Origin of the sequence: Sediminibacillus terrae (genome assembly GCF_009602435.1) — a bacterium.
GTDB classification, from domain to species: domain Bacteria; phylum Bacillota; class Bacilli; order Bacillales; family Amphibacillaceae; genus Sediminibacillus; species Sediminibacillus terrae.
The window spans coordinates 336,772-359,008 of the sequence record NZ_VZDQ01000023.1; the positions used below are offsets into that span (position 1 = coordinate 336,772).

A 22,237-nucleotide genomic window follows, 5' to 3' on the forward strand; every position below is an offset into this window, starting at 1 on the left:
AAAGCTGTTTGGAATTCTTTTATTAATGGTTATGGCACTTGTAATTGCAGCTTGTAGTTCTGATTCATCTTCTGATGGAGGAGAGGATGCCGACGCTTCAGATGGCGGCGATTCTGGAGAATCAGCTGAATCAGGCGGTGGCGGAGAAGGAACAGTGGAAATCTTTAGCTGGTGGACAGGAGCCGGTGAAGAAGACGGACTGTTGGCGCTGATCGACCTGTTTGAACAAGAGCATCCTGACATTACCGTGGACAATGCAGCTGTTGCCGGTGGAGCGGGAACAAACGCAAAAGCGGTTCTGGCTACACGGATGCAAGGGGACGATCCACCATCCACTTTCCAGGTTCACGGTGGAGCTGAGCTGAATGAAGGCTGGGTGGCAGCCGATAAAATGGAACCTTTGAATGATTTCTATGAGGAACAAGGCTGGATGGATAAATTTCCTCAAGACTTGATCGACATGGTGAGCAAGGACGGCAATATTTACTCTGTCCCTGTCAATATCCATCGCGGCAATGTGATTTTCTACAATAAGCAAGTATTCGAAGATAACGGATTGGAAGTACCTACTACTTACGACGAATTCATTGCTGTAGCCGACAAATTGCAGGATGCGGGTGTGACTCCGCTTGCTCTCGGTGACAAAGAGGCTTGGACAGCTACACAGATTTTTGAAAACATCCTTCTTGGAGAGCTTGGACCTGATGATTACAAGAGCCTGTGGGCGGGCGACATTGCATTCGATGATGATCGTGTCGTGGCAGCAGCTGAGAAATTCAAGACGGTTCTTGGCTATGTAAACGAAGACCACGCATCCCGTAACTGGCAGGATGCAGCACAGTTGGTCGGTGACGGCGAAGCTGCAATGATCAACATGGGAGACTGGGCCAAAGGATATTTCTCTAACGATCTTGATTTGGAAACCAACAAAGACTTCGGTTACTTTGCATTCCCGGAAACAGACGGCGACTTCATGGTAATCACGGACACTTTCGGCTTGCCTAAGGGTGTGGAAAATCCGGATGAAGTGAAAGAATTCTTGAGCGTTCTTGGGTCTGTCGAAGGCCAGGATGCGTTCAATCCGCTGAAAGGCTCCATTCCGGCACGTGTTGATGCGGACGAATCAAAATATGACGAATACGGCAAGGATGCCATGAAAGACTTTAATGAATCCAACTTGACGCCGAGCCTGGCGCATGGTTCCGCAGCTGCAGAAGGCTTCGTGACCAAAGCGAATCAGGCGGTGAATATCTTCGTCACACAACTTGACGTCGATAACTTGATCAATACGCTGAAAAACGCGGCATCTGAATTGTAAGAATTAAAAAGGGTAATGCAACATTAATCAAAAAGCGGCTGACTCCGAAACAATGGTTCAAGCTTCTCTCCATTGCCAGCAGGCCTGGCGGTGAAGAGTACGGCTCCGTCGTGACGGGTCAGCCTCTTTCCTGATTGAGACTCTATCCTCTGACAGGAGGTTGATGACATGGCAGAACAAGCAGTTGACAGACAGGAACAGGAATACCCGGAAAACCACCGGCAACAGCAGGCAGCGCAGAAAGAAAAGAAACCAAAAAAGAAAATCTCCGGTGACCAGTGGGTGGCCCTAGGGTTTTTGGCCCCCTCATTCATATTGGTGCTTATCTTCGTCTATGGTTTCATTGGCTGGACCGGCTGGGTTTCCGTAAGTAACTGGAATACACTTGTTCCGGATTTTTCTTTTGCAGGATTAAAAAACTACATTTATTTATTCAATGACTACCGCTTCCAGGCGGATTTGCGAAACACAGTGTTTTTCACGATTCTTTTTATCGGACTGGTTATTGTGATGGGGCTTGGTTTATCCATCCTGATCGACCAGAAACTGAAGGGGGAGTCCCTTTTCCGGAACATCTTTTTGTTTCCGATGGCCTTATCTTTCGTTGTTACCGGGGTTGTATGGCAATGGCTGCTCAATCCATCGACTGGCTACAATCAGTTTTTGGCACTGTTCGGAATCCAGCCAAAATGGTATACAGATACGAATATACTCGCGGGGTTTGAATGGGGCAGTATCGAATTCGGACTTCCTGTTGCCATTATAGCTGTCGTGATAGCCGCTGTCTGGCAAATGACCGGATTTTCGCTGGCGATGTACCTTGCAGGTTTGCGCGGTATTCCGGACGAATTGCGGGAAGCTGCCAGGATGGACGGCGCTTCTGAATTTCAGATTTACAAAAAGGTTATTTTACCGATGCTGATGCCGATCACGGTAAGTGTCATCATCATCATGGCGCACATCTCGTTGAAAATATTCGATCTGATATATGCGATGACTGGTTCTGGTGCAAACTTTGTCACCGACGTTCCAGGTGTGTATATGTTCGAAACGACCTTCCGGGGCAATTACTATGCCAATGGTGCGGCAATCGCAATTATCATGCTGCTTATGGTAGCGGTGTTTATCGTCCCTTACTTACTGGCCAACAGAAGGAGTGATGGATAATGGCTACATTCAACGTATGGAAAACAATCAAATATTTCATCTTAATTGTGATGGCCGTCCTTTTCCTGACGCCGGTTTACGTTATCCTCGTCACCAGCTTGAAGCCATTGGATGAGGTGTCGTTAGCGAATATGTGGGCATTGCCTTCCACGATTGACTTCAGCAGCTATTCCCATGCATTCTCGGAACTAGCACCGAATTTCATGAACAGTGTGTACTTGGTGATTCCGGCGACGTTATTGTCTGCTTTACTTGGTGCAATGAATGGATATGTGTTGTCTAAGTGGAAATTCAAAGGATCGGAACTGATTTTCACAGTCATTTTGTTCGGGATGTTCATTCCTTATCAAAGCATCCTGATTCCGCTTATACAGTTTTTACGTAATATTGAGATGTACAATTCCATTGCCGGGCTCGTTCTGACCCACGTGGTTTATGGATTGCCGATCACCACCTTGATGTTCCGTAACTTTTACGCCAATATTCCGGATACCATGCTGGAAGCGGCGAAAATTGATGGGGCCAATTTCCTTGGGATCTTCCGGCATATCATCATTCCGTTGTCGATTACCGGATTTGTCGTCGTGGCGATATGGCAGTTCACCAATATCTGGAACGAGTTTTTGTTTGCCGTGACCATTACCAACTCGGACAGCCAGCCAGTCATGGTGGCTTTGCAGAACTTGTCCGGAAGCCAAATCGTCCAATGGAACGTACAGATGGCTGGCGCGTTGCTGGCTGCACTGCCGACGCTTCTGGTTTATATTTTACTCGGGAAATACTTTGTCCGCGGCTTGCTTGCCGGATCTGTAAAAGGCTAAACTAGTAGTAGACAGCTAGATAGAACCGGAAGCAAATGAAAGAGAGGCGGATAAACGTGAAGAAAGTGAATTGGGGAATACTCAGTACAGCGAGTATTGGAAAGAAGCAGTTGATCCCGGCGATTGAGCGCTCGATCAATGCTGAAGCTGCCGCTATTGCCAGCCGAGGGGATAAAGCCAAGCGGGCCGCGGAAGAACTAGGAATCAACAAATCTTATACAAGTTACGGACAGTTATTGGATGACCCGGAAATTGATGCAGTCTATATCCCTCTTCCCAACAGTCTTCATAAGCAGTGGGTGATTGAAGCGGCCAAACATGGCAAACACGTTCTGTGTGAGAAGCCAGCAGCTTTGAATGAAACAGAACTGCAGGAGATGCTGGCAGTATGTAAAGATCATGGCGTCAAGTTTATGGAAGCTTTCATGTATCAATTTCACCCATTGCACGAAAAAGTCAGAGACTTGATCAGGGAAGGAGAGATTGGCGAAATTTCCTTGATAAGGGCCAGCTTTTCCTTCCTGCTGCAGAATGACCCGCAAAACATCAGGCTGAACAAGGAGTTGGGCGGTGGATCGATATATGATGTCGGCTGTTATTGCCTCCATTCCATTCGGGAGATTTTGCAGGAAGAACCGACTCAAGTATATGCTCATGCCAAGCAAAACACTGCCCATGTCGATACAACTGTAGCCGGTACCCTTTCCTTTGCGAGCGGGGTGGAAGCGGTGTTCGATTGCAGCTTCGACCAATTGCCGGTAAACGGTTATGAAGTAGTGGGATCTACCGGGAAAATCGAGGTGCAGAACGCCTATCGTCCCGACAAAAATTCAGACGGTGCCGGTTTGTTGCGGGTAACGAAGTCGGATGGAGAAACGGTCGAAATGCGTGTGGAAGGGGATCAGTACAAACTGCAAGTCGAGCATTTTTCCGAGGCTGTTTTGGAAGACAAGGCTTTGCTGTATACAGAAGAAAAAATGCTGAACAATATCAGAACAATAGATGCCTGCTATAAGTCGATTGCGACTGGGAAAGCAGTGCGGATGTGAAAAACATCCTGTCGAAGCTTCCAATGAAAACTGCAGCTCTATGATAGGCAGAATTTTATAAAGCGGTCTGTGTGGAATTTTAATTTCCATACAGACCGCTTTCCGTCTGATTTCAAGAGGTTTGTCCTCTATTCCTCCATTAGTTTGACATTCGTTTCATATGTTCTGCTTGATGCCTTTTTGGGCTCCACCGATGAAACGGACCTCGAAACATTTTTCGTCCATTGCCAGGACGAAATTTATCCTTCCGATCGTCATAAATCTCTATAAGCTCATTGCTTTTCCGAAAATAGGCTTTTCAGGGACCACCGTAACGTAGAGCTTTTCTTTTATGGATTTAAATCCCTGGATGATTGACGGCCCAGCCTTTTGCACCCCTTCATCCCACAAGAAAATCTCTCTTTTTAGATGGGCTTCTGTGATTCCGGGGTGATCCCATGCCCGTGATAAGCATCCACCGACTGGTGTCAACAACAAACTTTGACAGTCTTTTTTTGATTTTTTCAGAAACTCCTGTCGCGGAACGGGGGTTTCTGAAATAAAAAGCACAAATTTTAAGAAAATTGTAAAAATAAGTTGACCCCTGATGGATCATCCGTTAAAATGTAGTTTAACTACACAGAAATAACGATTTAATGTAATAAAACTTCATGATTTCAATGAGTGTTAATGGAGGATTACGGATGAATGATGGATTGGAAAGAATAAGGCAAGGATTAACAACTTTGAAGCCCTCAGAAAGAAAGGTGGCCCAGTACATATTAAAAGATCCTGACAAGATACTTGCGATGCCGATCGCTCAATTATCCAAGGAGTGCGAAGCTAGTGAAGCTACCATTATCCGTATGTGCAGGTCCCTCCAGTTTAAAGGATTTCGGGAATTAAAGTTAAGCATTTCGGCATCTGTCAATCAAAGAGAGGCACAGCCAGAGAGATATCAAGACATCTCTACTTCTGCAAGCATCAAGGAAATCATCGAAGTTGTATCAAGTAATAATCTCCAATCAATAGAAGACACCTTATCTGTCCTGAATGAGAATTCCATGGAAGCTGCGGTTACACTGATGGAAAACGCAAGAAAAATCTTAGTAATTGGTGTAGGGGCTTCGGCCATCGTGGCGCAGGACTTTGAACAAAAATGCAAAAGGATCAACAAATGGTGTGAAGCACTGACTGACAGTCATGCCCAACTCACTTCCGCTGTTCACCTCACCAAAGAAGATGTAGTTCTTGCTGTTTCCTATTCAGGGGAAACCAAAGAAATCGTCGATACGATAAAAATAGCCCGCCAAAATAAAGCCTCTGTTATTTCTATCACCAGTTATGGAAATAACGAGGTGCAAGGCTTATCAAACGTTAATTTATTTGCTTCCAATCTAGAACAAAGCATTAGAAGTGGGGCAACTGCTTCAAGAATCGCCCAACTTAATATTGTCGACATATTATTTACTGGATTAGCTTCTAAAAACTATCAAGAATCTATAGGTTTTCTGGATAAGACAAGAAATGTTATTCAGAGCAGATTTTGATTTTAAAGGGGGGGACGCCCATGGACGAAATCGATCGGATATTTGAGCGTTTTCTCCAATGTGAATTCTTTTCTGGAGGAGTTTGTTCTATATCCATTGATGGGGAAACGGTGTTTCTTGAAGCTTACGGGAAAGCCGACCTTGTAAAAAATTTGGATACGAAACCACACACCATTTTTGATTTAGCCAGTATCACTAAAATTTTCACCACAACGATAATCCTGCAATTAATCACGAAAAAGAAGATTTTTCTTTCAACACCGTTAAAACATTGCCTTCCGATTACATCAAGAAATTCCACATTAGCGAATATAACAATTAACCAATTACTAACGCACACTTCTGGATTGAAAGCGTGGCATCCTTTTTACACCAATTTACCCAACGATAATTTTTTTGAAGTACTTGAGGAAATAGATTTAGTAGAGAGAAGCAGTGACGAAGTAATTTATAGTGATTTAAACTTCATGTTATTGGGTGAAGTAGTTAAAGAGCAGTTTCACGAAGATTTAGAAACAATTGTATACCAGCAGATAGGAAAACCATTAGAGTTGTCCTCCCTGACTTACCAGCCGTCAGAGCACGCTGAAATTGCTGCTACAGAATTTGGAAATAGAACAGAGATGAGAATGTGTGAAGAAAGGAATTTACGGTTTGAAGATTGGCGGTCACTTCATCATCCGATATCCGGGGATGTGAATGATGGAAATGCCTATTATTTCTTTTCTGGAAAGTCAGGTCACGCTGGTTTGTTTTCTAATATAAAAGATTTAATGAAATTAGGTGATTTATATGTGAAAGGAGGAAGTTATAAAGGGAAGCAATTGATAAGGAAGCAATTGATTGATCACAGTCTTGATCGGCAAGCACACAATCGCGGGCTCGGCTGGGAAACGGGTGGTGTATTTCCTGAAGGTGCGGGGCATACGGGATTCACAGGAACTTCTATTTGGGTTGTACCTGAAAAAAAGTTGACCGTGGGAATTCTTACAAACCGTCTTCATGTTGAAAAACCGAAAAATATCAATCCTTTTAGAAAAGAAATATTCGAAACAGTACTTAAGAGATATGAAAAATTAAAGGGGGATTTATAAAATGATGGGAAAAAGAAGAAAGTGGCTGCCATGTTTGTTCCTTTTTATTTCACTAATCGTTGCCGGGTGTTCTTCTGATGAGACCGGGGGAGAAGAGAACGGTGGGGAGGCAAAAGGCGAGAATGCCGAAGAACAAGTCTTAAACATAGCGAATGACCAAGAGCCGGCAGGGTTGGATCCGCACAAGACACCGGCACATTCATCTATAAGAATTTATTCGCAAATTTACGAGGGGCTACTTACTTTTGATGAAAATATGGAAGTGAAAGGGCAATTGGCAACAGATTGGGAACAACCAGATGATACCTCCTATGTTTTTCATCTGGTGGAAGGCGTAAAGTTCCACAATGGACGTGAAATGAACGCCGATGATGTGGTGTATAGCTTCGAGCGAATTTTGAATGAAGAGACCGCTTCTCATATCGCGTCGTATTTTTCCAATGTTGAAAAAGTGGAGGCGGAAGATGACTATACTGTCAAGTTTACTTTAAGTGAGCCTGATGCCACCTTTCTTTCTTACTTGACAAATGCCAGTGCCGTCGTGGTACCTAAAGAAGTTGTGGAAGAGAATGAAGACTTGCAACAAACGGCTGTTGGAACCGGGCCGTTTAAATTGGAAGAATGGGTTCCGGACAATCATGTCACCTTAGTCAAAAATGAAGATTATTACATTGATGATCAACCGAAATTGGATGAAGTCGTTTATAACACGATGAAAGAAGAATCATCGAGACTGTCAGCTATCCGTACGGGTGAAGTGGATTTGACGACATTATCTGCCAAGTCTGCATCATTGCTGCAGGATCAAGATGGTGTGAATATTATGGATTATCAGTCCTTGGAATACAGTTATGTCGGTTTCAACGTCGATAAAGAGCCATTTAACAATGAAAAAGTCCGTCAGGCATTAAGTCTGGCAACTGACCGCCAAAGCATTGCAGAAATAGTCTGGGATGGCGATGCAGTGGTTTCTGGTCCTGTCGCTCCTTCCATGGGAGATTGGGCAATAGATGTTTCGAAGGAAGAACTTTACCAGAGGAATCTGGATAAGGCCAAAGAGCTTCTAGCGGAAGCGGGTTATCCAGATGGGTTCAAGACTGTCATCACAACGGCATCAACTTACCCGGACATGGTCGATACGGCTCAACTTTTACAACAACAGTGGAAAGAGATAGGAGTTCAAGCGGAGATCAACCAAATTGAATGGGGAGAGTATATTGACACATGGTCCAATACCTCTGCAGATGTTCTTGTTGGGCGAAATGGTTCTGGGACTGATCCAGATCGTTCGTTAAACTACTTTTTTAATACCGAAGGTTCTGCAAATGTATGGAATTTTTCAAATGAGGATTATGATAATTTAGTAGAAAAAGGAAGGAAGACCTTAGATAAAACAGAACGCAAGGAAATTTATGCGCAGGCTCAGGAACAAATAATTAATTTATCACCTAACTTATTCCTGGTTTCTCCAATGAATTACGTAGCAGTCAGAGACAGTGTAGAAGGTTTTACACCTTACCCGCATAACGGGGAAGAAATTGTGGAGGTTTACAAAAAATGATTTTCCGGGCTGCTTGTCAGCCCTTCCTATTCTCTTGGCATTGAGGGTGACTAGATGTATGCATATATAGTGAGACGTTTATTAATGCTTGTTCCAGTATTGTTCGGGGTTTCTGTTTTTATCTTTGTGATCATGAGAATCGTACCAGGAGATGTGGCCATGACCATTCTCGGTACAGATGCCACCCCTGAATCACTTAGACAACTGCGAGAGGATTTCGGGTTGAATCTGCCTATCTATCAACAATATTTTGAATGGATGGCAGGTGTTCTTACAGGGGACTTTGGAGAATCAATGAGAACAGGTAAGGAAGTTTTGCCGGATATTCTGAATCGATTTAAATTAACTTTTGAGTTAACCCTTATTTCGGCGGTCATTTCCTGGGTTATCGCTATCCCGTTAGGAATAATCGCTGCTATAAAGAGAAACTCCAAAGCAGACTTTGGAGTGAGGCTTATATCTTTGCTAGGTGTGTCTGTCCCTAACTTTGCATTAGCCACTGTTTTAATTCTCGTCCTCGCTTTGTTCTTTTCTTACAGTCCGCCAGTTGGTTATGTCGGTTTTTTTGCAGATCCTGCCACCAATTTGCAAATCATGATCCTCCCGTCGATTGTATTGGGAACTGCAATGGCAGGAGCTGTCATGCGCATGACCCGTTCTTCTATCCTGGAGGTTTTGCGGCAGGATTTTATCCGTACTATTAGAGCAAAGGGCGCACGGGAAAGAGTAGTGATCTTTCAACACGCCCTGCGGAATGCGATGATTCCGATTCTTACAATCATAGGGATGCAAATCGGAACACTATTGGGCGGAACAGTCATCATTGAGCAAATCTTTTCGCTTCCAGGGTTAGGCCAACTTGTCCTCACCGCTATTACGCAAAGGGATTTTACAGTTGTACAGGGTGCTGTTCTTTTTATTGCCTTTGTTTTTGTATTGATCAATTTGTTGGTTGATCTTCTTTATTCCTATCTGGATCCAAGAATAACGTACAAATAAGTTAGTGGAAAGATTCAGGGAAAAGAGTGATGAAATGAAAAGTTTTTTTGAAAGATTGAGAAAAGATAAGGTTGGTTTAATAGGTTTCCTGGGTATCTTCATTGTCATATTGATCGGACTACTGTCGCCCTTTATCGCCCCCTATAGTCCGGAGCAGATGTTCACAGAACATACAATGGAAGGACCGAGCAGACAGTTTATATTTGGGACTGATGAATTTGGACGCGATATATTTTCACGAATTGTATATGGGACGCAAGTATCTTTAAAGGTGGGAATCATTGCTGTAGGCATCGGAGCCGGATGCGGCTTGATATTCGGTTTGATTAGCGGGTATTTTCAAGGCAAAGTCGATCAGGTAATCATGAGGATCATGGATGTCTTTTTTGCTTTCCCGGATATTTTACTGGCATTGGCTATAGTTGCTGTTTTGGGTCCCAGCTTGACGAACACCATGATAGCCATAGGGATTGTTTTTACTCCCGTATTCACCCGGACAGTCAGGGCGGCAGTTATCGCTGTGAAGGAAAATGAGTATATCACAAGTGCCGTGGCGATCGGCGTGAATCCGATAAATATAATACTTAAACATATAACCCCTAATATACTTGCTCCTTTCATTGTGCAAATCACACTGGCTTTGTCCGGAGCAATACTCACTGAAGCCGCCCTGAGCTTTTTAGGTTTGGGCATCCAGCCGCCGAATCCCTCGTGGGGGGTAATGCTTGATGCGAGCAGGACATATATGGAATTCGCCCCTTGGACAATCTTGTTCCCGGCAGGCGCCATTGTATTCACGATCTTTTGCTTTAATCTTTTTGGAGATAGTTTAAGGGACATTCTGGATCCGAAAATGAAATAGTACATGAGGAGCGTTTGGGATGGACGTAAAAAAAAGACAGCTTGTTACCGAAGAGACGAATTATTCAAGCCGAAAGATAGATGAAATGGGTACGGAGGAAATATTGACGCTCATCAATGAAGAAGATAGCTCAGTTGCTTCGGCCGTAAAAAAACAAATACCAAATATCCATAAAGCTGTGGATTTAATTGTCGCAAGTATGAAAAATGGCGGACGTTTATTTTATGTCGGGGCAGGGACAAGCGGCAGGTTGGGAGTACTAGATGCCTCTGAGTGTCCTCCAACGTATAACACTCCGTCCGATTTAGTGAGGGGATTGATTGCAGGGGGATATTATGCGCTTGTACACTCCCTTGAGGGTGTGGAAGATAACGAAAATCAAGCCGCGGAAGATTTGGTGGATGAGAAACTGTGTTCAGCTGATGTGGTTGTCGGAATCGCGGCAAGCGGCTCTACTCCTTATGTAGTAGGAGCATTGAAGTATGCGGGGATAATGGATGCTGGTACTGTCAGCATTTCGTGCAATCCTGGCTCCGTTATTTCCGATTATGCGGATGTTGCAATTGAAACTGTCACTGGTCCCGAGGTAGTGACAGGGTCTACTAGAATGAAAGCAGGAACTGCGCAAAAAATGGTACTGAACATGTTAAGTACAACGACTATGATAAAACTCGGAAAGGTCTATCAAAACTATATGGTGGATCTGCAGGCGTCTAATGAAAAACTAAGAAGAAGAGCATGCCGGATTTTGAGCAAGTTGACCTCAGTAAGCGAATCTGTCGCCTATTCCAAGCTGTCTGAATCAGAATGGAACATTAAAGAAGCCCTTGTCATGCATGAGGCAAACGTTAGCAGAAGCATTTCCCGAAAGTATCTGGAAGAAAACGCTGGGTTTGTAGCAAAGGCGATCAATTCAGCTAGACGGGAGGTGGATTAGTGGATAAACAGTTAGGGATCGGCTTGATGTCAGGTACTTCCCTTGACGGAATAGACGCTGTATTGATTGAAATAGAAGGTAGTTCCATCCACACAAAAGTAAACGTAATAGAGTCATTGACCCATGAATACGAATCAGATGTAAGGACCGCGATAAAAGAGTTGTGTAATCCCGAAAAAGCAACATTGGAAAAAATCTGTTCGATGAATATGTTCCTGGGTAGAGAATTGGGAATGATCGTCAACGAACTATTGGATAAAGCGGACATAGGCAAAGAAGAGGTCCTGTTTGTCAGTTCACATGGCCAAACCATTTTTCATAAACCGGTGGGTGGAGAAAATAGAATGGATGTGCCGGGCACATTGCAAATAGGGGATCTGTCGATGTTATCAGAAATGACGGGGATAACGGCTGTAGGAGATTTTCGGACAGCGGATATGTCTGCAGGTGGACAGGGAGCTCCGTTGGTATCTTTTGTTGATTATATTCTTTTCAACAATCCTGATCGTTCCAGGGCCATTCAAAATATCGGCGGCATAGGCAATGTCACCTACATACCGAAAAACGCAAAAAAGGATCAGATAATGTCTTTTGACACAGGCCCGGGGAATATGGTGATCGATGAAGTTGTTTATAGATTAACCGAAGGAAAACAAGCTTATGACAAGGATGGAAGAATAGCTTACAGGGGAGAAGCGAATAAAAAGCTATTGAATAAATTGATGGAGCATCCATACTTTGCGATGAAGCCTCCTAAAACTACCGGTCGTGAACTTTTTGGTAGTTCATTCGTAGACACTTTTATGAGAGATTCCGCAGATTTGTCTTTTGAAGACAGAGTGGCCACTGTGACCGCCTGGACTGCAAAGACAATAGCCCAAAGCTATTCGTCTTTTATCGAATCCTCTTGTAATTCTATTGATGACGTCGTGATAGGAGGAGGAGGAAGCTATAATCCGTTTTTAATGGAACAGTTACATCGATACCTTCCGAATCAAACAGTTTACAAGCATGAGGATTTTCAACTTTCCAGCGATTTGAAGGAAGCGATTGCCTTTGCCATTCTTGGCTACCACTGTCTTATTGGACAGTCCAACCAGATTCCTTCTGCCACCGGAGCTGACAATCCAGTTATCATGGGGAAAATCTCGCATACTCAGCAGCAAGCATTTCAACGCTTGAACGTTTTGAGGGGGAATTTACATTGAGTTCGTTGCTTGAAATAAAAAATCTTTCAATAGATTTGCATGCAGACCGTGAAAGATTCAATGTGATAAATAACATCAACCTTACCATTGAAAAAAGGCAAAAGTATGGCATCGTCGGTGAATCTGGAAGTGGAAAGAGTCTGACTTCTCTTTCCATTATGAACCTGCTTCCCGATGCTCTGACTATAAGTAGCGGGGATATTATATTCAATGGAGAAACAGATTTGACAAACCTCTCAAAAAAAGATTTTTTGAATATCAGAGGAAACGAAATCTCGATGATATTTCAGGAACCGATGACTGCTTTGGATCCTCTTTATCCTATAGAGCATCAAATAATGGAAGTACTGAAATTTCACGGAAGTTATAACAAAAAGCAAATGAAACAGTTGGCTGTAGAAATGTTGGAAAAAGTGGGGATTCCCAGGCCGCATCAATTGATGAAAGAATATCCTCATCAATTGTCTGGCGGCATGAGACAAAGGATCATGATTGCCATTGCTTTAATTTGTAATCCAAAGCTCCTTATTGCGGATGAACCGACTACAGCCCTCGATGTCACCATTCAGGCGCAAATTCTTGACTTGATGAATGAACTGACCGATACCTATGATACCTCGATTTTAATGATCACACATGACCTGGGCGTCATAGCGGAAACATGTGAACGGGTTGCGGTGATGTACTCAGGGGAAATTGTCGAAGAAGCCGATGTAGCCACATTATTTAAAAATCCTACTCACCCCTATACAGTAGGTTTACTTGAATCGGTAAAAACACTAGGGGATAAATCGAATAAATTATATTCCATACCAGGCAACGTGCCAACACCGAAGCAACTGACAGGAGGATGTCGTTTTGCTTCCAGGTGTCCCCATGCAATGGAAATATGTCGCAATCAAGCGCCGCCTTTGTTTTCTATTGAAGCAGATCATAGAAGTAAATGTTGGCTTTATGGGGAGGAGGAAGTGGTCAATGGCTGATCAACAAGCAGTGCTGGAAGTGAAACATTTAAAAAAGTATTTTCCCATAAAAGAGGGAGTATTTAAAAGGACGAAAAATCATGTGAAAGCTGTGAATGATATAAGTTTTGACGTCCAAGAACAGGAAACTTTTGCTTTAGTGGGGGAAAGTGGTTGTGGTAAATCTACTACTGGCCGTTCTATTTTAAGAATTTTAGAGCCAAGTGAGGGGGAAGTTTTTTTTAAAGGGGTAAATCTATTAGATTATTCAAAAAGGGAATTCAGAAAAGTGAGGAAGGATTTGCAGCTTATTTTTCAGGATCCATACAGCTCGCTGAACCCGAGAATGACTGTGAAAAAATTGCTTTTGGAACCGTTGCTCACACATGGAATCGCAAATAAAAAGGAAGCGGAACAAAAGGTAGTAGAAATTGCTGAAAGAGTAGGACTATCGAAAGAACAAATAAACAGGCATCCACATGAGTTCAGCGGGGGACAACGCCAGCGGATCAGCATTGCCCGTGCTTTGATACTTAATCCACAGCTCGTTATTTTAGATGAAGCCGTATCAGCACTTGATGTTTCGATTCAGGCACAGATTTTAAACCTTTTAATCGAGTTGCAAAGAGACCTGAAACTCACCTATATATTTATTTCCCATGATTTAAACGTGGTGAAACATATCAGCGACCGAGTAGGTGTTATGTATTTGGGCCAAATGATGGAACTTTCGGATACGGAAGATATGTATAGCAACCCACTACACCCTTACACGCAATCCCTTCTTTCCGCTATACCATCACATGATCCAACGATCAAAAAGGAAAGAATCATTTTAAAAGGTGATGTGCCTGACCCTGCCAACCCGCCTGCTGGTTGTCCGTTTCATTTGAGATGTCCAAAAGCCCATGAAAGATGTGCGGTGGAAAAGCCTGCTTTTTTTGAAAAAGAGCCGAACCATTGGGTTGCTTGTCACCTTTATGAATAATGATTATGTTTGCCGGAAGTTTTATCGCTAATGGATCCCTTCGTACGTATCCGGAATTTTAAAAGAAATCTCTATGCTGTAATACTTCTGGATCCGCCAGCATATCGGTTGATGGTGGAAACATACTTAAAAGAAGAATTAAATAATAGCATTATCAAAGTAATTGCGTTTCCGCCTCTTACTTATGATGATGCTTTTTTTACCCCGTTTTCTTTCCAACCTATTTGCCTGATGGTAGGATTTATTAAACAGGAAATGTAAGAAAAAATAGTACAGCAAAAAGTTTCCAACAATCTCAACCCCGGCACTCCAGCCAGTAACGTCCTTTGCAAACAGATTTGGAAGGAAGAAAGCAGATCCATCTTCTACATATAAAGTTAAAAAAGGAAAGGGAAAACCATACGAATAAGCATATTTGGATGAAGACACAAGGGTAGGAGCCATGTCTGGAATGAAAAAAGACAAGAGAAAAACTAATACTATGGAAGTGAGGAGAATTTTTTTGTTAAATACCCTTCCCCAGCCCATTTTTCTATAAAAGAAAAAAAGGGTGACCATGACAACGAACGATACAGCATATTCGACTGTATTTACACTGGAATATGGAAAAAGTAAGGATGCAATTCCGCCAAGTATCATCGAGAGAATGAAAAACAGGAGGATAAACCGTAGTGTCTCAAGCGTAACTTTCATTTTTCTCCCCCCTTGGAATCTTATGTTCCTGATATACAAACATCACTGTCATTTTAACATAAAATCACATTCATGAATGGGGTGTGAGCAGTGATTCCACTGTATCCTTTGCAAGCGACGAAGAGGTTTTCCGAAAAAAATTTTACCGGGTGTAAAAAATATAAGCCGGGGTGGCAGTTGGGCGGAAGGACGGTTGACTGATTCGCCTTCTTTCGACAAATTTAGCTATCTGCTTAATTTATGGGTTGCAAATTGAATGCGTTTACATTATACTCATACTAAATCGATTTACTAAACCGTTTTACTAAACGGTTGCTAATCTTTTACTCTATCTTTTAAAAAGGTGGAAGTGAGGGAGAGGGGGGCAAGGCTATAAAAACAGTTACGATAAAGGATGTCGCGCGAAAAGCTGGCGTGTCACCAAGCACGGTATCCCAGTATGTCAACAAGCGATATCATTATATGGGGGAAAAAACAAAGAAGAAAGTCGCCGAAGCCATTGAAGAACTCGGCTTCCATCCGAATACAGTGGCAAGAAGTTTGAAACAAAAGAAAACGCTTACCATAGGGGTGATCATTTCTAATATTTTGCACCGGTATTCGACCGTTGTCAGCCGATCGATCGAAGACTATTGCTACAATTTCGAATATCATACGATTATCTGCAACGCTGATGATGACCCGGAGAAAGAACAAAAATATGTGGAAATGCTGCTTGCCAAGCAGATAGACGGTTTGATAGTCGTTCCGACCAATCATAACCGGGAGCTTTACCAAAGTTTGAAAGACCGCAATATTCCGGTTGTTTTTCTCGATCGATACATCGAAGGGTTGGAAATACCGACCGTCATCGTTGACAACCAAAAGGTTACCGAGCAGGCGATCAATCATTGGATTGAAGCTGGCCACAAGCGGATTTCCCTAATCACCGCACCGTTGAAGGTAAGCACGCGAATCGAAAGGGTACAAGGGTATAAGCAAGCATTGGCAAAGGCGGAGCTTCCGATAGAGGACGACTACCTACACCACGTAAAAATGAAGAATGTGCAGGATGTTTGCCGACAGATGATGGAACTGGCACAGCCTCCTACAGCTATTTTGGCAGCCAGTGACCTCGTTTTGATGGAGCTCGTGAAGTTTATCAAGCAGGAGCATATCCAAGTACCGGAAGAACTGGCGGTGATGGTATTTGATGAGGTGCATTTGGCAGAATTGCATGAGCCGCCCATTACTACTATCAATCAACCATTCTACGAAATGGGTCAAAAAGCAGCGAGCCTGCTGATGGATATGATCGACCACAAACAGGTGGAAGATAAAAAGTATGTGTTCGAGGCCACCATCAATATAAGAGAATCGAGTGAAACCAAATTATTAGACAAAGGGGTTTTATAATATGAAAAAACGATTGGGAGTTATTTTTTCTGCACTCATTTTATCCGTTATGACTGCTTGCGGTGGAGGGGATACGGAAAATAGCAATGCTGCTGAAAATGGAAGCGTTAACTTGATTGCAGCTACGCAATTGAATTCAGATAGTGCCTTTGCCACCGGTTTTGAAAAATTCAAGGAAGTGATCGAATCGGAAACGGATGGCGATGTAACTGTTGAAATTCATACAGACGGCGCTTTGGGCGGGAATGAAGATGAATTGGTGCAAAATCTGGAGTCCGGATCCGTCGATTTGGTTGTTGCTTCTCCAGGCTTTATGACACAAGCGGTGCAGGATGTGGACTTCTTCGCCCTTCCTTATTTGTTTGAAAGCCGGGACCATTGGAAAAAAGTTGTCGATGGAGAAGTAGGAGAAACCATTTTCAATAGAATCGAAGAAAACACCTCTTTCAAGATGCTTGGTTACTGGTCTGCTGGTGTCCGCAATTACTATGGTTTCAAACCTGTCGAAAAGCCTGAAGATCTAAAAGGTGTAAAGGTTCGTGTGCAAAACTCTCCAGTTGTTCAGGATACTTGGAAATCGTTTGGCGCCCAACCGGCTAACGTCGCGTGGAATGAAATGTATCAGGCACTGCAAAACAAAGTAATCGACGCAGCGGAAAATGACTTTACGAATATTTACCAGGCAAGCCATTATGAGCTGGCGGATTATATTTCGGAAACTGAACATGATTTCACCACCCGCCTATTCTTTACAGCAGACAGAGTTTACGACCAGTTAAATGACGAACAAAAAGCCGCCTTTGACAAAGCGGCAAAAGAGGCAACGAAAGCTGCACTTGAAGCAGATGATAAATTGGCGGAAGAATCCTTGAAAGCAATGGAAGAACAAGGGGTAAAAGTCAACGAGGTGGATAAGCAACCGTTCATCGATGCCACCGAACAAATCAGAAAAGATGCAGTCAAAAAGCTGGGAATGGAAGACTTGTATCAAAAAGTTCAAGAATTGAAATAAGACACCAAATATGTTGAGTATATAATCCAAACGAGCAAACAAAGGGGATAAGCAGTAAACAGCATAAATAAAAAACCAAACACCCGCCGCCCCGCATGAAAGTTGTCGGGGGACAACCAACATGCAGGGAAGGGGACAGACCCCGGAACCAGCATTTGAACTCTGACGAAACGAAACTTCCGGGGTCTGACCCCATTTCATCGGATTCGCGCCTGAAATAGAAGCGGAATGCTATTATGACGGGATTTTCACCCTCATGGGGACTGACCCCGGTAGTGGTGCTTGGCGGGTTGGTTTTTAGATTGAGGGGTGTTATGTGTGAAGAAATTAATCAATGGCTTAGCGAAGGTTCAATTGGTATTGGCCGCTATCTTTTTCATCGTTTTTATCGTGTGTGTGATTTTGCAGGTAGCATCCCGTTATATCCCGGGGATTACTGTATTTTGGGCATCGACGATTGCAACGTATTCCTTCATATGGATGGTGTTCTTCGGAGCGGCAATCACCTTGCGTGAGAAGGAACACTTCAAGCTGACCATTTTGCTGGATAAGCTGAAAGGGATGCCACTACTGGTTTTGCAAATCGTGATTCAACTGATTCTGATCTGGTTCGGCTATGTCATGGTAACCGATGGCTATGAAATCAGTCAGCAGTTCTGGGGTTGGACGGTCAACAGCATGCCGCAACTGAAACAAGGCTATATGTGGCTGATTCTGCCAATCACCGGGGTAACTTTCATGATTTACGCATTAGAAAGCCTTATCGATGAAATTGTGAAATACCGTAAAGATAAAGGGGGGTATCAAGCATGACAGGCCTTTTACTTGTTCTATTGTTCGCCATTTTGCTGATTATCGGTTTGCCGATCGCATTCGTCATTGCAGTAACCGCTTACGTGGGCATTGCCATGCTTGATACCATTCCGATGACAACGGTCGTGCAAAGGATGTTTTCCGGCCTTGACTCCTTTATTTTGCTGGCTGTTCCGTTATTCATCCTTGCAGCCAACATCATGAACCAAGGAAAAATCTCCGATATGCTGATCAAATTCGCCGTGTCGCTCGTCGGGCATATCAAAGGCGGATTGGCGCAGGCGAACATCGTGGTTTCCATGTTTTTCGGGGGCATTTCCGGAGCATCGACGGCCGATACGGCGGGAGTCGGAAAAATTTTGATCCCCAACATGCTCCGTGAAAAATACAGCAAAGAAACATCAGTCGCGGTAACAGCCGCTTCTTCGACCATGGGAATGATCATCCCGCCTAGTATTCCAATGGTGATCTACGGAAGCATTGCCAATGTGTCAGTCGGAAAAATGTTTATGGCCGGTATCATCCCGGGGCTTGCCATCGGAATCGCGCAGATGATTTATGTGAATTTTGTCGCCAAAAAGCATGGTTATCCTAGTCATCAACGGATGAAAGTCGGCGAGATTCTTAAAGAAGGGCTGAAAAGTCTGCCGCCCCTTCTGACACCGATCATTATTTTAGGCGGAATCGTCGCAGGTATCGTTACACCGACAGAGGCAGCGGTAATCGCTTGTATCTATGCGTTTATTCTATCTTTCTTCTTTTATCGGACCATCAAGATAAAAGATTTGATGCCTATTTTGTATGACACATTGAAACTAAGCTCGCTGACATTGTTTGCGTTGGCAGCTGCCAGTGCATTAGGCCGCTTGATCAGCTATTACAATCTGCCGGTAGTCATCGGCAATTTCTTCACCCAGTACATGCCGTACAAATGGTTGTTCATTGTCGCTGTCATCATCCTGTTCCTGTTGATCGGCATGATTCTGGACACAGTTCCGGCTATCATTTTGTTCGTACCGATCGTTCTGCCGACTGCTTTGAACCTAGGAGTAGACCCAATCCACATCGGCGTCGTGATCATGATGTGCCTGGCAATCGGATTGGTAACACCGCCGTACGGTCTGTGCCTTTTACTGGCAAGCCAGATTGCCAAACTTCAAATCGGCAAATCATTCCGTGCCGTATTGCCCTATATCGGCATCATACTAATAGTGATTTTGCTTATCGCATTTGTGCCGGCTGTTTTCATGTGGCTGCCGACCATGTTTGACATCTAAATAGAAAATGAAAAGCAGCCAAGCGCACCGGGCGTCATGTTCGGCTGCTTTTCCAGTTCACACAAAGGAAGTGTTTCAAATGCTGGACGTAATAACAATCGGAGATGGAATGATCACTTTCAATCCCAAAAGTACCGGACCGATGCGGTTTGTAAACGAGTTTGAACGCAAAGTGGGGGGAGCAGAACTGAATTTTGCCGTAGGCTGCGCCCGGCTTGGACTTCGCAGCGGCTGGATCAGCCGGGTCGGGAAAGACGAATTTGGAAAGTTCATACTCAACTTTATGCGCGGGGAAGGAGTCGACGTCACGGAAGCCCGCCTTGTCGAGGGATACCCGACTTCTGTCAATTTTAAAGAAATTCGTGAATCCGGGGATGGCAAAACGTTTTATTATCGGGAAAAATCACCGACCGAAACGATGACGTTGGAAGACATTGACGAAGCCTACATCAAACAAGCAAAAATCCTTCATATTACCGGCGTTTTTCCGGCAATATCTGAACGGAATGTCGAATTGGTCAGAAGGACCATTTCACTCGCAAAAAAACACGGATTGAAGGTTTCTTTCGACCCGAATATCCGGTTGAAGCTGTGGAGCAAAGCAAGAGCGAGGGAAGTGCTCAAATCTTTTCTCCCGGATGTCGATATCCTGTTAGCGGGAATTGAGGAGTTGAGTTTCCTTTTCGAGATGGATGAAAAGGAAACGGAATTGGTCGAGAAGCTCGAGCCTTTTGGCATAGAAGCCATTGTCATCAAAAAAGGAGCTGACGGCAGTGTCGGATATATACATGGCCAACGCTTGCAAGCCCCTGGTTTCCTTGTAGGAAAAGTGGTCGATACAGTAGGGGCCGGGGACGGATTCGATGCAGGATTCATCTATGCATGGAATCAAGATTGGCCTGCCGAACGGATGTTGACGTTTGCCAATGCAGTGGGAGCGCTCGTTGTTTCCGTGGCTGGTGACAATGAGGGCTTGCCTGATTTAGATGAAGTGTTGGAAATGATAGGGGAGAAAAAACGAATCGAACGGTAGAAAGCGAAGGAGGAATGTTCCGTGAAATTACAAGTGGCGTTGGATCGCCTGTCATGGCCTGAATGCTTTGCGGTAATCGAATCTGTGAGGGGTTCTGTTGATTACATTGAAATAGGTACCGGTACCATCAAAGAATTCGGTGTTGAAATCATCAAAGCGATGAAACAAGCCTATCCAGAAAAAACATTGGTCGCTGATATGAAAATTTGCGATGCGGGTAAGCATGAAACGGCATTGGCGTTGGATGCAGGAGCTGATGTTATCACAGTAATGGGATTCGCACCATTGCAAACGATAAGGGACTGTGTCGAAGTGGCTGATCAGTCCGGCAAGCAGATCATGGTAGACTTGCTTGGAATCAGGAGTCGCGAAAAGATAGAAGAACTGGTGGGGAGTGGAGCCGAATTGTTATCGCTTCACATCGGCAAAGACGAACAGAAGAGCGGCGGACTGGAGGCGGAGCATTTTCGCCTGGTCGAAGGGCTGAACGGTGTCCAAACTGCTGTGGCTGGGGGAATCAATCAAGACAGCCTGCCGGCATTCATGGAGCACCGTCCGGATATCGTTATCGTCGGGAGTGCGATCACAAAAGCTGTGAACAAGGAAGAAGCTGCCAAAACGATTAAAGGGATGATCGAATGAAAAATATGAACCAAATCCTCGATACAGTCGGGAAAGAAATCACAGGAGTACTTAACCAGGTAGATACCGAGAGCGTTCAGCGCCTTGCTGAAGAATTGAACAGCGCCAAGCGGATTTTTGTCGACGGTGAGGGACGCACCGGCCTGATGGGGAAAGCATTTGCCATGCGGTTGATGCATGCTGGTTTTCCGGTGTATGTGGTCGGTGAGACTATCACGCCAAGCATAGCGGCAGACGACTTATATGTGGCACTTTCCGGTTCTGGTTCGACCGGCGGCACGTACACGAAAGCTGATAAAGCACGAGAAGTAGGTGCCAGAGTTGCAGCGGTTACTGCGAATCCTGAGTCCCCTTTGAGTCAGCTGGCTCATCATGCTGTCTACCTGCCGACAGCAACGAAAAAAAGGTTGGCACATGAGCCTGATACAATCCAGCCGCTCGGCAATCAGTTTGACCAAACCTTGCATTTAGTGTTGGACGCTTCAATTATTTACGCAATAGAAGCGTTCAAGAGCACCAGTCACGAGGCACTAAAACAACAGCATACAAATTTGGAATAAGATTTTAAAAGGGACTGTCAAACCGATAGTCCCTTTTGTTATTGGGGTTTTATTGTGGGGAAGTATTATGACATAGCGTAGGCAAACAAAGCAAAGAATGTTACGATTACCCAAATCAGCGGATGGATTCCTGTGTTTTCAAGAACGAAATCATGATAGCTTTTGGAAAAAGAAGAAAAGAAAAACCGAGCATTACCGAGTACAATTAGCATCCCATTGATAAAGGGTGTAACGTATTTCTGTGAAAAGCTGCGGATTTTGATTCACCTTTTTCATGGTTTTTCGAAAAGTGTTTCATGCACATTAAGGATCCTAGT

Annotated in this window: 20 protein-coding genes; all 20 read left to right on the plus strand. The window is 43.9% G+C overall.

Annotated features, from left to right (window positions below):
• Positions 1–25: 25 nt before the first annotated feature.
• The 20 genes from F6X55_RS10635 to hxlB all read left to right on the plus strand — a co-directional run bounded on the left by F6X55_RS10635 (position 26) and on the right by hxlB (position 21,920).
• Complete coding sequence (locus tag F6X55_RS10635) at positions 26–1,318, plus strand: ABC transporter substrate-binding protein (protein ID WP_035427076.1); 1,293 nt, start codon at positions 26–28, stop codon at positions 1,316–1,318.
• Positions 1,319–1,486: 168 nt separating this feature from the next.
• A complete protein-coding gene (locus F6X55_RS10640; RefSeq protein ID WP_153463141.1) occupies positions 1,487–2,485 on the plus strand; it encodes a carbohydrate ABC transporter permease in 999 nt (332 codons plus the stop codon).
• Between the two features lie 50 nt (positions 2,486–2,535).
• Positions 2,536–3,306: a carbohydrate ABC transporter permease gene (locus F6X55_RS10645; protein WP_371069791.1), complete on the plus strand. Its 771-nt coding sequence runs from the start codon at positions 2,536–2,538 to the stop codon at positions 3,304–3,306.
• Positions 3,307–3,362: 56 nt separating this feature from the next.
• Positions 3,363–4,355: a Gfo/Idh/MocA family protein gene (locus tag F6X55_RS10650; RefSeq protein ID WP_237648640.1), complete on the plus strand. Its 993-nt coding sequence runs from the start codon at positions 3,363–3,365 to the stop codon at positions 4,353–4,355.
• Between the two features lie 683 nt (positions 4,356–5,038).
• Positions 5,039–5,884 (plus strand): MurR/RpiR family transcriptional regulator, encoded by an 846-nt coding sequence (locus F6X55_RS10655; protein ID WP_026571008.1) that lies wholly within the window; start codon positions 5,039–5,041, stop codon positions 5,882–5,884.
• Positions 5,885–5,904: 20 nt separating this feature from the next.
• Entirely contained in the window at positions 5,905–6,978 is a 1,074-nt protein-coding gene (locus F6X55_RS10660; protein ID WP_153463145.1) for a serine hydrolase domain-containing protein, read from the plus strand.
• A gap of 1 nt (position 6,979) precedes the next feature.
• Positions 6,980–8,539 (plus strand): ABC transporter substrate-binding protein, encoded by a 1,560-nt coding sequence (locus F6X55_RS10665; protein WP_235162506.1) that lies wholly within the window; start codon positions 6,980–6,982, stop codon positions 8,537–8,539.
• 54 nt (positions 8,540–8,593) lie between these two features.
• The gene (locus F6X55_RS10670; protein WP_153463147.1) at positions 8,594–9,538 is read left to right on the plus strand and encodes an ABC transporter permease; all 945 of its coding nucleotides are present in this window, start codon (positions 8,594–8,596) and stop codon (positions 9,536–9,538) included.
• A gap of 34 nt (positions 9,539–9,572) precedes the next feature.
• Positions 9,573–10,400: an ABC transporter permease gene (locus tag F6X55_RS10675; protein ID WP_153463149.1), complete on the plus strand. Its 828-nt coding sequence runs from the start codon at positions 9,573–9,575 to the stop codon at positions 10,398–10,400.
• A 19-nt stretch (positions 10,401–10,419) separates the two neighbouring features.
• Entirely contained in the window at positions 10,420–11,337 is a 918-nt protein-coding gene (gene murQ / locus F6X55_RS10680; protein WP_153463151.1) for an N-acetylmuramic acid 6-phosphate etherase, read from the plus strand.
• Positions 11,337–12,545 carry an anhydro-N-acetylmuramic acid kinase gene (locus F6X55_RS10685; protein ID WP_153463154.1) on the plus strand — a complete coding sequence of 403 codons (1,209 nt, stop codon included), beginning with the start codon at positions 11,337–11,339 and terminating at the stop codon, positions 12,543–12,545. Before murQ ends, F6X55_RS10685 begins: the two co-directional genes overlap by 1 nt.
• On the plus strand, positions 12,542–13,528 hold the full coding sequence (locus tag F6X55_RS10690; protein WP_153463157.1) for an ABC transporter ATP-binding protein: 987 nt from the start codon (positions 12,542–12,544) through the stop codon (positions 13,526–13,528). Before F6X55_RS10685 ends, F6X55_RS10690 begins: the two co-directional genes overlap by 4 nt.
• On the plus strand, positions 13,521–14,495 hold the full coding sequence (locus F6X55_RS10695; RefSeq protein WP_026571002.1) for an ABC transporter ATP-binding protein: 975 nt from the start codon (positions 13,521–13,523) through the stop codon (positions 14,493–14,495). Before F6X55_RS10690 ends, F6X55_RS10695 begins: the two co-directional genes overlap by 8 nt.
• Before the next feature lie 1,080 nt (positions 14,496–15,575).
• Positions 15,576–16,583 (plus strand): substrate-binding domain-containing protein, encoded by a 1,008-nt coding sequence (locus tag F6X55_RS10700; protein ID WP_272914943.1) that lies wholly within the window; start codon positions 15,576–15,578, stop codon positions 16,581–16,583.
• A 1-nt stretch (position 16,584) separates the two neighbouring features.
• Positions 16,585–17,595, plus strand: a complete 1,011-nt coding sequence (locus F6X55_RS10705) for a TRAP transporter substrate-binding protein (protein ID WP_153463161.1) — start codon at positions 16,585–16,587, stop codon at positions 17,593–17,595.
• 318 nt (positions 17,596–17,913) lie between these two features.
• Entirely contained in the window at positions 17,914–18,408 is a 495-nt protein-coding gene (locus F6X55_RS10710; protein WP_026570998.1) for a TRAP transporter small permease, read from the plus strand.
• Positions 18,405–19,685: a TRAP transporter large permease gene (locus tag F6X55_RS10715; RefSeq protein WP_153463163.1), complete on the plus strand. Its 1,281-nt coding sequence runs from the start codon at positions 18,405–18,407 to the stop codon at positions 19,683–19,685. Before F6X55_RS10710 ends, F6X55_RS10715 begins: the two co-directional genes overlap by 4 nt.
• 79 nt (positions 19,686–19,764) lie before the next feature.
• Positions 19,765–20,718 carry a sugar kinase gene (locus F6X55_RS10720; RefSeq protein WP_153463165.1) on the plus strand — a complete coding sequence of 318 codons (954 nt, stop codon included), beginning with the start codon at positions 19,765–19,767 and terminating at the stop codon, positions 20,716–20,718.
• A gap of 21 nt (positions 20,719–20,739) precedes the next feature.
• Positions 20,740–21,360 carry a 3-hexulose-6-phosphate synthase gene (gene hxlA, locus F6X55_RS10725; RefSeq protein ID WP_153463167.1) on the plus strand — a complete coding sequence of 207 codons (621 nt, stop codon included), beginning with the start codon at positions 20,740–20,742 and terminating at the stop codon, positions 21,358–21,360.
• A complete protein-coding gene (gene hxlB / locus F6X55_RS10730; RefSeq protein WP_035427030.1) occupies positions 21,357–21,920 on the plus strand; it encodes a 6-phospho-3-hexuloisomerase in 564 nt (187 codons plus the stop codon). Before hxlA ends, hxlB begins: the two co-directional genes overlap by 4 nt.
• Positions 21,921–22,237 lie beyond the last annotated feature (317 nt).

Bases quoted from the DNA above. Each gene is read 5' to 3' on its own strand.
- F6X55_RS10645 (WP_371069791.1), top strand. From the start codon at position 2,536: ATGGCCGTCCTTTTCCTGACGCCGGTTTACGTTATCCTCGTCACCAGC.
- murQ (WP_153463151.1), top strand. From the start codon at position 10,420: ATGGACGTAAAAAAAAGACAGCTTGTTACCGAAGAGACGAATTATTCA.
- F6X55_RS10655 (WP_026571008.1), top strand. From the start codon at position 5,039: ATGAATGATGGATTGGAAAGAATAAGGCAAGGATTAACAACTTTGAAG.
- F6X55_RS10670 (WP_153463147.1), top strand. From the start codon at position 8,594: ATGTATGCATATATAGTGAGACGTTTATTAATGCTTGTTCCAGTATTG.
- F6X55_RS10660 (WP_153463145.1), top strand. From the start codon at position 5,905: ATGGACGAAATCGATCGGATATTTGAGCGTTTTCTCCAATGTGAATTC.
- F6X55_RS10705 (WP_153463161.1), top strand. From the start codon at position 16,585: ATGAAAAAACGATTGGGAGTTATTTTTTCTGCACTCATTTTATCCGTT.
- F6X55_RS10695 (WP_026571002.1), top strand. From the start codon at position 13,521: ATGGCTGATCAACAAGCAGTGCTGGAAGTGAAACATTTAAAAAAGTAT.
- hxlB (WP_035427030.1), top strand. From the start codon at position 21,357: ATGAAAAATATGAACCAAATCCTCGATACAGTCGGGAAAGAAATCACA.
- F6X55_RS10675 (WP_153463149.1), top strand. From the start codon at position 9,573: ATGAAAAGTTTTTTTGAAAGATTGAGAAAAGATAAGGTTGGTTTAATA.
- F6X55_RS10640 (WP_153463141.1), top strand. From the start codon at position 1,487: ATGGCAGAACAAGCAGTTGACAGACAGGAACAGGAATACCCGGAAAAC.
- F6X55_RS10665 (WP_235162506.1), top strand. From the start codon at position 6,980: ATGATGGGAAAAAGAAGAAAGTGGCTGCCATGTTTGTTCCTTTTTATT.
- F6X55_RS10715 (WP_153463163.1), top strand. From the start codon at position 18,405: ATGACAGGCCTTTTACTTGTTCTATTGTTCGCCATTTTGCTGATTATC.
- F6X55_RS10720 (WP_153463165.1), top strand. From the start codon at position 19,765: ATGCTGGACGTAATAACAATCGGAGATGGAATGATCACTTTCAATCCC.
- F6X55_RS10635 (WP_035427076.1), top strand. From the start codon at position 26: ATGGTTATGGCACTTGTAATTGCAGCTTGTAGTTCTGATTCATCTTCT.